Raw genomic sequence first — 15,022 nt, forward strand, 5'->3', positions numbered from 1 at the left:
TTATCGGTATCGTGCTGCGATAACTTCTACTTGAGCGAAGCTAACTTCTCAATCCCCTTCTCTCGGGCTTACCGGGTTATCGTCAGCGATGTTTGACGAGGCGTTTTTACGCCTGTAACTCTTGAGTAAGCAACAATGAGCACATTACTAACCGCACAATCCTTACACGTTGATACGGCATTCGGTACGCTATTCGAAGATCTTTCCTTCACCCTGAAAAAAGGCGACCGCATCGGGCTTATCGGTTACAACGGCTGCGGCAAAAGTACGCTGTTAAAACTACTCGATGGCACGATTTCACCCACCAGCGGGACAATTGCGCAGGCGAATCACTGTCATCTTGCGCGTGTGGAGCAACATTTACCTGACGATATACTGCCGCTGACGCTGCAAGAGGCGGTGCTTGCTCAACTTCCCGAGCATGAACGCGCGAGCCAACAATGGCGAGTTGAAGCGTTGCTGGCCGAAATGGGTTTCACGCCGGAGAATTTATCTCTGACAGCACAAACGCTGAGCGGCGGACAACACACGCGTCTGTTATTAGCGCGGGCGCTGATGCGAAACCCTGACCTGCTACTGTTGGATGAGCCAGGTAACCACCTGGATTTGCCCACGTTACTGTGGCTGGAACAGTTCTTACAGAACTGGTCTGGTAGTTTTGTGGTTGTTTCCCACGACCCGCAGTTGCTGGATGCCGTGACTCACGGAACCTGGATCCTGCGCGATCGCACCCTGCATGCCTTCGATCTCCCCTGTAGCCCGGCGCGTCAGGCTCTGGTAGACAGAGACACCAGCGATGCCTTGCGCCATAAGGCTGAACAAAAGGAGATCGATCGCGTCACCGCCAGCGCCAAACGGTTGGCGACCTGGGGACGGGTCTACGACAACGAAGATCTTTCCCGTAAAGCCAAGCAGATGGAAAAACAGGTGTTGCGCCTGAAAGAGGTACAGACCGAAGTAACCTCGGGAAGTCAGTGGACACTAACATTGCAGGGTGATGCCCTGCGTGCGGATCGTTTGCTGGAGATGACTCATCTGTCCGTAGCCCCTGCTCCTGGCGCAGATTCGCTGTTTTCGATAGCCGGTATCCGCGTAAAAAGCGGCGATCGCGTAGCGATTGTCGGGCGCAACGGTTGCGGGAAATCATCGTTGTTAAGGCTTATCTGGCAACAGTTTCAGTCACAGCTGGCATCGCCTTCATTGGTGTTACACCCGCGCGTTACGCTGGGGTATTACGATCAGACGCTGCACCAACTCGCTGATGACGATTCGCTGTTTGACGCGCTGGAAGCGTTCGCTCCTCAGCCTGATATCCGCAAAATGGCGCTGATTAGCGCGGGCTTTCCATGGGTTCGTCACGCGCAGCGGGTCAGTACATTAAGCGGTGGTGAGCGTTCCCGGTTATTGTTTGTTGGACTGACTCTGGCGCGTTATAGCCTGCTGATGCTCGATGAACCGACCAACCATCTGGATATGGAAGGCAAAGAGGCGCTGGCTGAAACGCTGCAAAGCTATCACGGAGGCGTGCTGCTGGTAAGCCACGATCGCCAGCTTATCAGCAAAAGTTGTAACCGGTTCTGGTTTATTGATAACGGCGAAATCAGCGAATGGCACGATCTGGACGCGATCAACGCGCGAATTCGGGAAACATCTGCTGAGATACCTGTCCCGAAAATGGTGGTCGAAGCGAGAAATGAAATAAGCTGCGACAGTGATGCGTTACTGGAACAACTTCTCGAACTGGAGCAGCGGCTGGCCGACGATCTCGCTCGTAAGCCGAAGCATCAAAAACCGCTGTTACAGGCGCAATGGCGTAAGGAGATTGCGCGGCTGAACTCACAACTGGAGTAAACCGCATTGCCGGATGGCGGCCTACATCAGCAAAATGCGCCTGTAGGCCCGTCATCCGGCAATTCTTGCGTGACGCTTTCCACATATTCCCCTTCTCCCTTTTTCTTTTTGCACATTCGCCGCAAAATTTAAAATATCGCAATCCTGGTGTTGCGCTTAAAGGAACATTAATGGTACCGTTCCTCTTGAGGGAACAAGGAAGGTATGGATGATCATGAACTTCAGACACAAAGGATTGCGCGACTTGTTTCTTCATGGGCGAACATCAGGCGTTATGGCGAAGCATGTCCGACGATTACGACACAGGCTTGCTGTTATTGATGCGGCAAGTAAGGTTACAGATATCAATATGCCCGGTTATAAGCTTCATTCTCTTATAGGCGAGCGTGATGGAGTTTGGGCAATTTCTGTTTCAGGTAACTGGCGTATTACGTTTGAATTCGTCAATGGCGATGCGTACATACTGGACTACGAGGACTATCATTGATGAAAATGGCAAATCATCCCCGCCCTGGGGATATCATTCAGGAAGCACTGGACGAACTCAATGTCAGTCTGCGCGAATTTGCCAGGGCGATGGAGATTGCACCTTCGACGGCAAGCCGACTATTGACCGGGAAAGCGGCCCTCACGCCTGAGATGGCGATCAAACTCTCTGTCGTAATTGGTAGTTCACCCGAAATGTGGTTAAACCTGCAAAATACCTGGAGCCTGGCAGAGGCCCAAAAAAACGTGGATACTTCACGCCTGCGCAAACTGGCAGTGCAGTGATAAAAGTTGAATGCCGGATAAACTTTTGCCATCCGGCATGCCATGTATTACTGCGGTTTTTTCTCTTTCCAGGCATCCCAGGCCTGTTTGATCTCTTGCTTAGCCGTGGCGGCGTCGTTGAAACCGTTTAATTCGACCTTCTTGCGCCCTTCCGGCAGATCTTTGTACACGCGGAAGAAAGATTCCAGGCGTTGCACTTCAATCTTGGGCAGATCGCTCAACTCTTTGATGTCATCATAAGTCGGGTCAATTTTACTGGCCGGAACGGCGACAATTTTGTCGTCCTTTTCTCCGCCGTCGATCATCTTCAGCACGCCAATGGCGCGCAGCTTAATCAATGTTCCAGGGGCCAACGGCGCACGGGTATAAAAAATGACGTCCAGCGGGTCGCCGTCACCGGCTAAAGACTGGGTTAGTGAACCGTAGTTGGCGGGATAAGCAACCGGCATAGACTGGAAGCGATCGGCAACGATAAACCCCGTTTTGGCGTCGGTTTCATATTTAATCATTCCACCTGCCGGAATTTCAGTTACGGCATAAAACTCTTCCGGGTTATTTTCCGGCTGAGGAAATTCGAGGATGTTCTGCGCCTGAGCGGACGCACAAAGAAACACGCTAATTGCGAGTAATTTTTTCACCAGATGCATTGTCTTTTAACTCTTCTATTATTGGAAAGACAACACCTTACGTTTAGCAGATGACAGTAACATGACGTTTTTTTGGCAAAAAAATGGCGCTACCGATGTAGCGCCATTACGTGGAGGGAACGTCTGGGATTAATTAACCCCTTCCTCGCTCTCTTTTTTCGCTTCTTGTCTTTCGACTTCGCGATACCAGCGCGGGTGATGTTTCTTCGCCCAGCGACGGCTCACTTTCCCTTCGATCATGCCTTTAATAGAGCCTTTCACCCAGAATGCCATATACATATGGATGAGGATGGCGTGCATCAGGATAATGCCTGCCGCCGCATGGATCAGCAGGCTGTAACGCACGACCTGCATCGGGAAGAACTGCGCAAAGTACGGACGCCAGATAATAATGCCGGTAATCAGCAGCACGAAAATCATGCTCATGATCGACCAGAACATCATTTTCTGTCCGGCGTTGTACTTGCCCACATCCGCCACTTTATGTTCATTGCCTTTCAGCACTTCCACAATGTTTTTCAGCCACGGGATATCTTTTTTATCCGGGATGTTGTGGTGAACAAAGCGTACAAACATGAACATTAACGCCACGAAGATCAGCAGTCCGAAGAACGGGTGTAAGATACGCCCCATCTGCGGCGTACCGAAAGTCTGCGTCAGCCATTGCAGAGTCGGGAAGAAAAAGGAAATTCCCGACAGCGCCACCAGGAAGAAGCAGATCACCACCGTCCAGTGACAGGCGCGGTCGATAAACTTCGTGCGCACAATCATTTTCGACTTACTCATGATGATCCTCCTCGTCGTCGTCCACTTCCTTATTCGGACCAATACCAACGTAGTGATAAATAAGTCCGGCGAAGGTGGCGATAAATCCGGCAGCAGCCAGCGGTTTCAGCGCCCCTTTCCACAGATTGATAGAGGTATCGATCTGCGGTTCTTTCGGCAGGCCGTGGTACAGCTCCGGCTGGTTGGCATGGTGCAGAACGTACATCACATGCGTTCCCCCAACACCTTCCGGGTTGTAGAGACCGGCGTGTTCATAACCGCGTGCTTTCAGTTTGGCCACCCGCTGTTCGCCCATTTCCAGCATTTCCTGCTTAGTGCCGAAATGTATTGCCCCTGTCGGACAGGTCTTGACGCAGGCAGGTTCCTGCCCGACGCTGACGCGGTCCACACACAGCGTACATTTATACACGCGGTTATCCTCTTTATTGAGGCGCGGAATATTAAATGGACACCCGGCAATACAGTAGCCGCAGCCAATGCAGTGCTCTGACTGGAAATCGACAATCCCGTTGGCGTACTGAATAATCGCCCCGGCAGACGGGCACGCCTTCAGGCAGCCCGGATCTTCACAGTGCATACAGCCGTCTTTACGAATTAGCCACTCCAGCTTGCCGTTCTGTTCGGTTTCGCTAAATCGCATTACCGTCCAGGATTTGGCGCTGAGATCGGCGGGGTTGTCATACACCCCGACGCAATGGCCGACTTCATCGCGGATATCGTTCCACTCTGAACATGCCACCTGGCAGGCCTTACAGCCTATACAGGTGGACACATCGATCAGTTTCGCGACCTCTGCTTTGTAATCACGGGCCTGAGGCGGCGGCGTGATGGAGTTTGTTGCGGACCGTTTGATGATGTCCTGCGTTTCCATAGACATATATTCGCCCCCTTACGCCTTCTCGATGTTAACTAAAAACGCTTTGTATTCAGGCGTTTGCGAGTTTGCATCACCGACATTCGGCGTCAGGGTGTTGGCGATGAAGCCTTTACGCGCGACTCCTTCAAAGCCCCAGTGGATCGGGATCCCAACCGTTTCGACCTGCTGACCGTTGACATTCAGAGTACGCAAACGACGTGTCACCACCGCAACTGCGCGAATAAATCCACGTTTGCTGCTGACTTTCACGTGATCGCCGTTATTAATACCTTTCGCTGCCGCCAGCGTTTCGCTGATTTCCACAAACTGTTCTGGTTGGGCAATCGCATTCAGCAATGCGTGCTTGGTCCAGGTATGGAAGTGTTCGGTCAGACGATAAGTCGTCCCAACGTACGGGAAGTCCTGTTTCGTGCCCATGCGTAGCTTATCCGCCTCGTACAGACGCGCTGCCGGGTTGGAGATCACATTCGGGTGCAGCGGGTTAGTGCCCAGCGGCGTTTCCATCGGCTCGTAGTGTTCCGGGAACGGCCCTTCCGCCATTTTATCAATGGCGAACAGACGTCCCAGACCTTCCGGTTGCATGATAAACGGATTGGTGCCGCTGCCTGGTGCCGCGGTGTTGAAGTCCGGGATGTCATTCCCCGTCCATTTCGTACCGTTCCACTGGATCAACATGCGTTTTGGATCCCACGGTTTACCCTGCGGATCCGCTGACGCGCGGTTATACAGAACGCGACGGTTCAGTGGCCATGCCCATGCCCAACCCAACGTATTACCCAGCCCTGACGGGTCGGAGTTATCGCGGTTGGCCATCTGATTGCCCTGCTCGGTCCAGCTCCCGGTATAAATCCAGCAGGAAGATGACGTAGTACCATCATCACGCAGCAGCGCAAAGCTATTGAGCAACTGGCCTTTCTTCGCAATCAGCACACCGTTGGCATCATAGAGATCTTCCAGCGCGTAGCCGTTGTTCTCTTTCGCCACTTCCTCTGAATGCGGTTCGTCCGGCTGCTTATAATTCCAGCTCATTTTCAGTACAGGTTCTGCGGCTTTACCGCCTTCGGTGCGATACATATCGCGCAGACGGTGGTATATACCGGCCAGAATTTCGCCGTCGTTACGGGCTTCGCCCGGCGCGTCCTGACCTTTCCAGTGCCACTGCAACCAGCGTCCGGAGTTGGCAATTGAACCGTCCTCTTCCGCAAAGCAGGTTGACGGCAAACGGAAGACTTCGGTCTGGATAGATGCCGGATCAACGTCGTTTGATTCGCCGTGGTTTTGCCAGAACGTTGAAGTTTCTGTCACCAGAGGATCGATAACGACCAGATACTTCAGTTTGCTCAGGGACTGCACCACTTTGTTTTTGTCCGGGAAGGACGCAACCGGGTTAAAGCCCTGACAGATGTAGCCGGTGACTTTTCCGCTGTCCATCATGTTGAAGTATTTGATCACGTCGTAGGACTGATCCCACTTCGGCAGCCACTCAAAGCCCCAGTCATTCTCTTTCTGCGCCGCATTGCCGTAGAAGGATTTCATCAGGCTAACGAAAAACTTCGGATAGTTGCCCCAGTAGTTAACCTGATCGGCCAATGTCGCTTTTGGCGTGTTCGCGGCCAGATAGGTTTGCAGATCTGTCTGTTTCTCTGACGGCAGCGTCAGGTAGCCCGGCAGGCTGGTAGAGAGCAGACCTAAGTCGGTTAACCCCTGAATGTTGGAGTGACCGCGCAAGGCGTTGACACCACCACCGGCCATCCCCATATTACCGAGCAGCAGCTGGATCATCGCCATGGTGCGGATGTTTTGCGCCCCGACGGTATGCTGCGTCCAGCCCAGCGCATACAGGAAGGTGGTGGTACGATCGGCCGCGCTGGTGGAGGCCAGCACTTCGCAGACTTTCAGGAAGTCTTCTTTCGGCGTACCACAAATGTTTTCCACCACATCCGGCGTGTAGCGGGATACATGCTGTTTCAGCAGGTTCCATACGCAGCGCGGATGGCTTAATGTCTCATCGCGTTTGGCGTAGCCGTTTTCATCGAACTGATAGTTCCAGGACGATTTATCGTACTGACGCTTTTCCGCATCGTAGCCGCTGAACAGGCCGTCTTCGAATGTAAAGTCTTCCCGCACCAGCAGGCTGGCGTTGGTGTAATGCTTAACGTATTCAGCGTTGATTTTGTTGTTTTCAATCAGGTACAGCAAAACCCCGGACAGGAACGTAATGTCCGTGCCGGAACGGATCGGTGCGTAAATATCCGCCACCGAGGCTGTACGTGTAAAACGAGGGTCAACAACAATCAGCGTGGCGTCATTGTTGTTTTTAGCTTCCATCGCCCAGCGGAATCCCACCGGATGTGCTTCAGCGGCGTTACCGCCCATCACCATCACGACGTTAGCATTTTTAATATCAACCCAGTGGTTGGTCATCGCACCGCGACCAAATGTTGGAGCAAGACTTGCTACCGTTGGTCCGTGTCAGACGCGCGCCTGGTTATCTACTGCCAGCATGCCGAGTGAGCGCACAAATTTTTGCGTCAGCATGCCGGTTTCATTACTGGCTGCAGATGCACACAGCATCCCGGTGGAAAGCCAGCGGTTAACCGTTACGCCCTGCTCATTTTTCTCAATAAAGTTGGCGTCACGGTCAGTTTTCATCAGCTTCGCGATGCGGGAGAAAGCTTCATCCCAGCTGATACGCTGCCATTTGTCGGAACCTGGAGCGCGATATTCAGGGTAACGCAGACGGTTTTCACTGTGTACGTAATCCAGTAATCCTGCGCCCTTAGGACATAACGCACCTCGGCTCACCGGATGATCCGGATCCCCTTCAATATGGTAAATCGACTCTTTGGCGTTTTTTGCTCCATCACCCAGGCTATACATTAATAGCCCGCAACCTACGGAACAGTATGTGCAGGTGTTTCGGATCTCTTTGGCGCGTAATAACTTATAGTTTCGCGCCTGAGCCAGTGCCATTTTGGGTGCAAAACCCAGAGCGGCTACTGTTGTTCCCGCCATACCGCCCGCGCAGATTTTAAAAAATTGTCTGCGGCTGACGTCCATTGCTTTCCTCTTTTTTGCAGGGATTCGTACAAGAAATCTCTCAAAGCGCGTAATCGAGGCAGCCTGAAAGATGACATGTACAACTTCGCGATGAAACTATCAGCTATATCCATATTTTTTTTGCGTCAAATCAAAAACGAAACGGTTCCGCTACTAAATAGTGCACTTTGTTTAACCCTTGTACCCATAAGGAGGTACGTAAAAGGTAATTAATTAGCGCGCTACGGTGTAAAAGTGCTATAAATTTCAGCTTATTTTTTGCCAGTGGCATGGACAGAGAAACAGAATGACAAAACAAAAAGCAACGTTAATTGGTCTGATTGCCATCGTACTCTGGAGCACGATGGTTGGACTTATTCGGGGAGTGAGTGAGGGACTGGGACCTGCTGGCGGTGCAGCGATGATTTTTTCATTAAGCGGCCTGTTGCTCATATTTACCGTCGGATTTCCAAATATCAGAAAAATTCCTGTTCGTTATTTAATCGCCGGTAGCGTGCTTTTTGTGAGCTATGAAATTTGTTTAGCGCTGGCCCTGGGTTATGCCGCTACCCGTCATCAGGCTATTGAAGTGGGGATGGTAAATTATCTTTGGCCAAGCCTGACGATATTGTTCGCCATATTATTTAATGGTCAAAAATCAACCTGGTTGGTCATTCCTGGATTAATTATCGCATTGACCGGCGTTTGTTGGGTACTGGGCGGTGAAAATGGTCTCAATCCAGGCGAAATTATCAGCAATGTTGCCAGTAGCCCACTCAGCTATTTTCTCGCCTTTCTGGGAGCTTTTATCTGGGCCACATATTGCACAGTGACCAATAAATATGCAAAAGGCTTTAACGGCATCACGGTGTTCGTTTTACTGACCGCCGCAAGTCTGTGGATTTACTATTTTGTCACCCCACAGCCGGAGATGGTTTTCAGCACTCCGGTGACGATTAAGATGTTCACTGCAGCATTAACATTAGGATTTGCCTATGCTGCGTGGAATATTGGTATTTTGCACGGTAATGTCACCATTATGGCGGTAGGTTCTTATTTTACTCCCGTACTGTCCTCCGCGCTGGCTGCCGTGCTACTCAGCTCCCCGCTCTCACTTTCTTTCTGGCAAGGCGCGCTGATGGTCTGCGCTGGCTCACTGCTCTGCTGGGTGGCAACTCGCCGCGCCTGAAAAAAACCGGGTTTTATCACAAACAAATAAAATCCGGCTATACTTTAGCCAGACTGATGGATAATTATGCTCATTGCACTTGTGTTTTATGTTTATATTTGTTTAATTAAATGTTAAATATATGATTATTAGTTAACGCGTGAAAGTATTTCATGTTTATCTATAACCCTCCGCATGTATATATTATACAAGCGAAACTAACACCATTTAAACCATAGCTGCCATAATAGTCCCCTGCGTAAATATATCTCATCAGATTTGTCACATATTAAGATTAATACAATCAGCTGTATTATATAGATCTGGATCACACAACTTCAAATATTTCGCAATATTATGAAACTTATTATTGAACTTATACCACTGCGTCATTTAAAAATGGTTTGCCATTGACGAACCCCTTCGTTTAGCAATGGTTTAGGAAACACACCAAGAAAAAATTATAAGGATTATTTAGAATGAAACTTAAATTAGTTGCAGTGGCAGTGACTAGCCTGTTGGCGGCAGGTGCAGTAAACGCGGCTGAGGTATATAACAAAGACGCAAACAAACTGGATATCTACGGTAAAGTTCACGCTCAGCATTATTTCTCTGATGACACCAGCAGCGATGGCGACAAAACCTACGCACGTCTGGGCTTCAAAGGCGAAACTCAGATCAACGACCAGCTGGTTGGTTTTGGTCAGTGGGAATATGAATTCAAAGGCAACCGTTCTGAAGATCAGGGTTCCGAAGCAGACAAAACCCGTCTGGCATTCGCTGGCCTGAAATTCGCTGAATACGGTTCTTTCGACTACGGTCGTAACTACGGCGTAGCTTACGACATCGGCGCATGGACCGACGTTCTGCCAGAGTTCGGTGGCGATACCTGGACCCAGACTGACGTATTCATGACTGGCCGTACTACCGGCGTTGCAACCTACCGTAACACCGATTTCTTCGGTCTGGTTGAAGGTCTGAACTTTGCTGCTCAGTATCAGGGCAAAAATGACCGTACCGACGTGAAAGAAGCAAACGGCGACGGCTTCGGTCTGTCTACCACTTATGAGTACGAAGGCTTCGGCGTAGGTGCTACCTATGCAAAATCTGACCGTACTGACCGCCAGGCTGTGGGTGACTCCAGTTTCATGGCTTCCGGTAAGAACGCTGAAGTATGGGCTGCTGGTCTGAAATATGATGCGAACAACATCTACCTGGCGACCACCTACTCCGAAACTCGTAACATGACCACCTATGGCGGTTCTGGTGTTAAAGGTATTGCAGATAAAGCACAGAACTTTGAAGCTGTTGCTCAGTACCAGTTCGACTTCGGTCTGCGTCCGTCCATTGCTTACCTGAAATCCAAAGGTAAAGACATCAATGGTTACGGCGACCAGGATCTGGTTGAATACGTAGACCTGGGTGCTACCTACTACTTCAACAAAAACATGTCTACCTTCGTTGATTACAAAATCAACCTGCTGGATGACAATAACTTCACCAATGCAGCAAAAGTTTCAACTGACAACATCGTGGCTGTTGGTCTGAACTACCAGTTCTAATTTTGTTGTAGTCTGAATACAAAGCCAGTCCTTTCAGGGCTGGCTTTTTCTCTTGATGTAGTCTCGGTCATAAGGAGTATGCCGTGCAGACGTTCACTGGTCGTTGTCTTTGCGGACAGAGTCATTTTACCGTTGACGTCGAAATGCTGGATGTCTATGCCTGCCACTGTACGTTGTGTCAGAAATGGTCGGGTGGCATCGCTATGTATCTGGAGGCCAGCGCTCATCCGCAGATGTCGCCGGATTCAGCCCAACCCTCGCACTTTCCTTCTTCAAATCGTGGTGAACGTTTCTTCTGTTCAGGCTGTGGGTGCCCGCTGTGGTTTACCCTGACGGGTAGCGAACGCTATTTTGTGCCGTGGACGCTACTGGAACTTAACGAGGTAGATCGCCGCCGCCTGGTGTTAGCGGCAGAGATCTATACGGAAACTCAACCTGCATTCTGGAGACTGACGGGGCAATACGCTCGCTTGAGTGGAAAAGAAGTCGAAGAGATGGATTACCCCTGTCATTTAGCCCACTAGTTATTGACGCTGTATCTTTGCCAGACTGAACCACATCCCTATCGCTAATACGATAAGCATACTGCCAGCGCTGCTTAAGGCCACGCTATGTGACCAGGTAAAGGCTTCTCTGGCAGCCGCCAGCAATGCCTCACTCAGCGACGACGGGAGCGAATGCGCCAGTTGTACCGCTTCACCCATTGATGATGAGGCGCGCTCTATCTCCTGCGGATTGAGTCCGGCTGGCGGCAGAATTGAGGCAGAAAAGCTACGGCTCAACAGTAAGCCAAAGATAGCGATGCCAAGCCCGGCGCCAAGTTCATAAGCCATCGTCTCAATGGCGCCAGCCGCTGCCGCTTTTTCTGCCGGCGCTGCTGCCATGATTGCCGCAGTTGAGGCCAAAAGCGCACTTGCCGCACTGAATCCGAGCAAGGCCATCAATATCCACGCTTGTATTTGCTGCGTACTGAAATCCGTCATCGCCAGACCGTAAAAACTGACGGCGCTGAGCGCCATGCCTGCCGTTGCCACACAACGTAGTCCCAGGCGTGACACCAACATGCCGGCAATGGGGCCGCTGAAACCACTTGCCAGCATTACCGGCAGCATAAACAACCCAGCCTGATACGGCGTCAAACCGTGGACAAACTGGAGCTCCTGAGCCATCAGCAATTCGAAACCAACCAGCGTAATCATCGCAGTCATCGCCATTACTACGCCGCTTAAGATAATGCGGTGCGTAAACAGCCGCATATCAATCATTGGCCGGGAAGCCGCTAGCTGGATACGGACAAACTGCCCCAACAGCAATGCTCCGGCTAACAATGTCAGCACGATGACAGTGGTCGCCATATGACCTTTCAGTGCGGTTTTGGCGCTATAGACCAGCAGCAGAATAGCGACAATCAGCATTACCGCATGACCGAAATTTAACGATTGATCGCGACGTCCAGCCTGGCGCGGTACGAAACGAGCCGTCAATGCCATTACCACCACAACAATAGGCACATTGATTAAGAACACGGATCCCCAATAGAAGTGCTCCAGCAGTATGCCGCCCACTAATGGCCCAAACGCCGCGCCGCCGGACCCAACGGCGGCCCAGACGCCGAGCGCCATATTGCGATGACGCTGCTCGGCAAAGGTGGCACGAATACCCGCCAGCGTAGCCGGAACAATCATCGCCGCCCCGATCGCCAATACCGCCCGCGTGGCAATCAGCCAACTGGCGCTGTGGGCAAAAGCGGCGGCCAGCGATGCCAGACCAAATAAGCCCCCGCCCAACAGCAGCAGACGTTTAAAACCGATGCGATCGCCCAATGCCCCCATTGGCAACACCATGCCGGCCATTACCAGGGAATAAATATCAATAATCCACAGCAGCTCGTTACCACTGGCACCCAGCGTCATACTCAGCGTGGGCGCGGCAACGTGCAGCACCGTTGCATCAATCGCAACAGGGATGTAGACCAGTACAATAATGACTAACGTTAACCACTGACGAAACATAAAACTCCCTAACGAAACCAAAACTGGACACATGTCCAGCTTTAGCGATCTTACGGAAAATTGAACATATGTCCAACTTTTTGTTAGACTGCGTGCTATTGAGATACAGGAGGAATGATGAGTTATCTGAATCGGGATGAACGTCGGGAAGTGATTCTGCAAGCGGCAATGCGCGTTGCGCTGGAAGAAGGGTTTACTGCCATGACCGTACGACGTATAGCGGCGGAAGCCCACGTGGCGACGGGCCAGGTGCATCATCACTTTACCTCTGTCGGTGAACTCAAGTCTCAGGCTTTTGTGCGCCTGATCCGTACCCTGCTTGATGCGGAACTGGTCAGTGAGGATGCCAGCTTCCGTGAGCGACTGCATGCCATGCTGGGCAGTGAAGATGGCGGCTTCGAACCCTACATTAAGCTGTGGCGTGAAGCGCAGGTTGTAGCCGGTAAAGATCCAGAAATCAAAAGCGCCTATCTGCTAACCATGCGGATGTGGCATGAGGAAACGGCCAATATCATCATTCAGGGACAGAAAGCCGGTGAGTTTTCATCCACCCCAGATGCCGCCGACGTCGCATGGCGTTTAATCGCACTGGTGTGCGGCCTGGATGGTATGTATATGTTGGGCATCGAGGAAATGGCCGATCCTGCTTTTGATCGCCACCTGGATCGTATGATTACGCTGGAGTTATTTAGCTAATGTTATAGATGAATAAACAATACCTCTTTTAAGTTTACAATTAGTAACACTTAACCAACATGTAATTCTCCCCTCATCCCGCGTTATTGCACTTTTTTATCTATTCTTTCAATCAATATTCCCAAAACCTTTCAATAGTTTCTAAAAAGAAGCCGCGCGGCCTGTATGCGTTTATTTCTTTTTCATGAACGGCATGTGCATGGAGAATAATATGTCATCATCAAATGAGAAAAATAATCGTTATCTTTTGACTGACTGGAAACCAGAAAACCCCGCCTTTTGGGAAAACAAAGGCAAGCACATTGCCCGTAGAAATCTTTGGATATCAGTAAGTTGCCTTTTACTTGCCTTCTGCGTCTGGATGCTGTTTAGCGCCGTAGCCGTCAATCTGAATAAAATTGGTTTTAATTTCACCACCGATCAACTGTTTTTATTAACGGCATTACCCTCCCTTTCTGGGGCAATATTGCGCGTCCCCTACTCCTTTATGGTACCTATATTTGGCGGTCGCCGTTGGACCATTTTTAGCACGATTATTCTGGTTATTCCCTGCGTCTGGCTGGGATTTGCCGTGCAAAATACCGCTACTCCGTTTGGAGTATTTATTATTATTGCGCTGATGTGCGGTTTTGCTGGCGCTAACTTTGCCTCCAGCATGGGCAACATCAGCTTTTTCTTCCCCAAAGCAAAGCAAGGCAGTGCGTTGGGGGTTAACGGCGGCCTTGGCAACCTCGGCGTCAGCGTGATGCAGCTAATCGCGCCGCTGGTGATTTTTCTGCCCATATTTACCTTTTTGGGCGTCCAGAGCGTACCGCAAGCTGACGGCTCGTTACTGTCGCTGGCCAATGCCGCATGGATTTGGGTTCCACTTCTGCTGATAGCCACCCTGGCGGCAGGCATGGGAATGAATGATATTGCCAGTTCGAAGGCTTCTATTGCTTCCCAGCTACCGGTCCTCAAGCGTTTTCACTTGTGGCTGTTAAGCCTGCTGTATCTCGCGACTTTCGGGTCATTTATCGGCTTTTCGGCTGGTTTTGCCATGCTGGCGAAAACCCAATTTCCTGACGTGAATATTCTGCAACTGGCGTTCTTCGGCCCCTTCATCGGCGCGCTTGCGCGATCGGCGGGCGGCGTTATCTCTGACAAGTTCGGCGGTGTACGCGTCACGTTAATTAACTTCATCTTTATGGCACTGTTCAGCGCCCTGCTGTTTCTTACTCTGCCGGGCTCAGGAGAAGGAAACTTTGTCGCCTTCTATCTGGTGTTTATGGGGCTGTTCCTGACCGCGGGTCTGGGAAGCGGGTCGACCTTCCAGATGATTGCGGTGATCTTTCGCAAAATCACGATTTACCGGGTGAAACTGCGCGGTGGCACAGAGGAACAGGCTCAGCGTGAAGCGGTAACTGACACCGCCGCAGCGCTTGGATTCATCTCTGCCATCGGCGCTGTGGGGGGCTTCTTCATTCCCAAAGCGTTTGGTTCATCCCTGGCGCTTACCGGCTCTCCGGTGGGGGCTATGAAAATATTTCTGGTGTTTTACATCGTCTGCGTGCTGGTGACCTGGCTGGTCTATGGTCGCCGTAAGCCTAAACAAAAATAACAACAAGTTTATC

At 50.9% G+C, this 15,022-nt stretch carries 13 protein-coding genes; 8 read left to right on the forward strand and 5 right to left on the reverse strand.

Going from position 1 to position 15,022, the window contains the following annotated elements:
- Positions 1-135 precede the first annotated feature (135 nt).
- The 3 genes from FDX04_RS23300 to FDX04_RS23310 all read left to right on the forward strand — a co-directional run bounded on the left by FDX04_RS23300 (position 136) and on the right by FDX04_RS23310 (position 2,622).
- Positions 136-1,851, forward strand: coding sequence for an ABC-F family ATP-binding cassette domain-containing protein (locus tag FDX04_RS23300; protein WP_137371535.1), 1,716 nt, complete (start codon positions 136-138; stop codon positions 1,849-1,851).
- 208 nt (positions 1,852-2,059) lie between these two features.
- Entirely contained in the window at positions 2,060-2,338 is a 279-nt protein-coding gene (locus FDX04_RS23305) for a type II toxin-antitoxin system RelE/ParE family toxin (protein ID WP_061381325.1), read from the forward strand.
- Positions 2,338-2,622, forward strand: coding sequence for a HigA family addiction module antitoxin (locus tag FDX04_RS23310; RefSeq protein WP_137371536.1), 285 nt, complete (start codon positions 2,338-2,340; stop codon positions 2,620-2,622). Before FDX04_RS23305 ends, FDX04_RS23310 begins: the two co-directional genes overlap by 1 nt.
- 47 nt (positions 2,623-2,669) lie before the next feature.
- Here the strand turns inward: FDX04_RS23310 and FDX04_RS23315 are convergent, their stop codons facing one another.
- The 4 genes from FDX04_RS23315 to fdnG form a co-directional block, all read right to left on the reverse strand.
- Positions 2,670-3,269: an inorganic diphosphatase gene (locus FDX04_RS23315; RefSeq protein ID WP_137371537.1), complete on the reverse strand. Its 600-nt coding sequence runs from the start codon at positions 3,267-3,269 to the stop codon at positions 2,670-2,672.
- Between the two features lie 129 nt (positions 3,270-3,398).
- Positions 3,399-4,055 carry a formate dehydrogenase-N subunit gamma gene (gene fdnI / locus FDX04_RS23320; protein ID WP_038640638.1) on the reverse strand — a complete coding sequence of 219 codons (657 nt, stop codon included), beginning with the start codon at positions 4,053-4,055 and terminating at the stop codon, positions 3,399-3,401.
- Entirely contained in the window at positions 4,048-4,932 is an 885-nt protein-coding gene (gene fdnH / locus FDX04_RS23325) for a formate dehydrogenase N subunit beta (protein ID WP_042308353.1), read from the reverse strand. The genes fdnI and fdnH overlap by 8 nt, the downstream gene beginning before the upstream one ends.
- A 12-nt stretch (positions 4,933-4,944) precedes the next feature.
- Positions 4,945-7,992, reverse strand: coding sequence for a formate dehydrogenase-N subunit alpha (fdnG, locus tag FDX04_RS23330; protein WP_137371538.1), 3,048 nt, complete (start codon positions 7,990-7,992; stop codon positions 4,945-4,947).
- A 286-nt stretch (positions 7,993-8,278) separates the two neighbouring features.
- On the opposite strand from fdnG, the gene yddG reads away from it, so the two are divergent.
- The 3 genes from yddG to FDX04_RS23345 all read left to right on the forward strand — a co-directional run bounded on the left by yddG (position 8,279) and on the right by FDX04_RS23345 (position 11,225).
- A complete protein-coding gene (gene yddG / locus FDX04_RS23335) occupies positions 8,279-9,160 on the forward strand; it encodes an aromatic amino acid efflux DMT transporter YddG (protein ID WP_137371539.1) in 882 nt (293 codons plus the stop codon).
- A gap of 458 nt (positions 9,161-9,618) precedes the next feature.
- A complete protein-coding gene (gene ompD / locus FDX04_RS23340) occupies positions 9,619-10,701 on the forward strand; it encodes a porin OmpD (protein WP_137371540.1) in 1,083 nt (360 codons plus the stop codon).
- Positions 10,702-10,844: 143 nt separating this feature from the next.
- Complete coding sequence (locus tag FDX04_RS23345) at positions 10,845-11,225, forward strand: GFA family protein (RefSeq protein ID WP_087856632.1); 381 nt, start codon at positions 10,845-10,847, stop codon at positions 11,223-11,225.
- Here FDX04_RS23345 and FDX04_RS23350 read toward each other — a convergent pair whose 3' ends face one another.
- Positions 11,226-12,713: an MFS transporter gene (locus tag FDX04_RS23350; protein ID WP_137371541.1), complete on the reverse strand. Its 1,488-nt coding sequence runs from the start codon at positions 12,711-12,713 to the stop codon at positions 11,226-11,228.
- A gap of 117 nt (positions 12,714-12,830) precedes the next feature.
- On the opposite strand from FDX04_RS23350, the gene FDX04_RS23355 reads away from it, so the two are divergent.
- Entirely contained in the window at positions 12,831-13,409 is a 579-nt protein-coding gene (locus FDX04_RS23355) for a TetR family transcriptional regulator (protein ID WP_137371582.1), read from the forward strand.
- 211 nt (positions 13,410-13,620) lie between these two features.
- On the forward strand, positions 13,621-15,009 hold the full coding sequence (locus tag FDX04_RS23360; RefSeq protein WP_137371542.1) for a NarK family nitrate/nitrite MFS transporter: 1,389 nt from the start codon (positions 13,621-13,623) through the stop codon (positions 15,007-15,009).
- Positions 15,010-15,022: the final 13 nt, after the last annotated feature.

This window comes from Citrobacter sp. wls615, from assembly GCF_005281355.1.
Lineage (GTDB): Bacteria > Pseudomonadota > Gammaproteobacteria > Enterobacterales > Enterobacteriaceae > Citrobacter > Citrobacter werkmanii.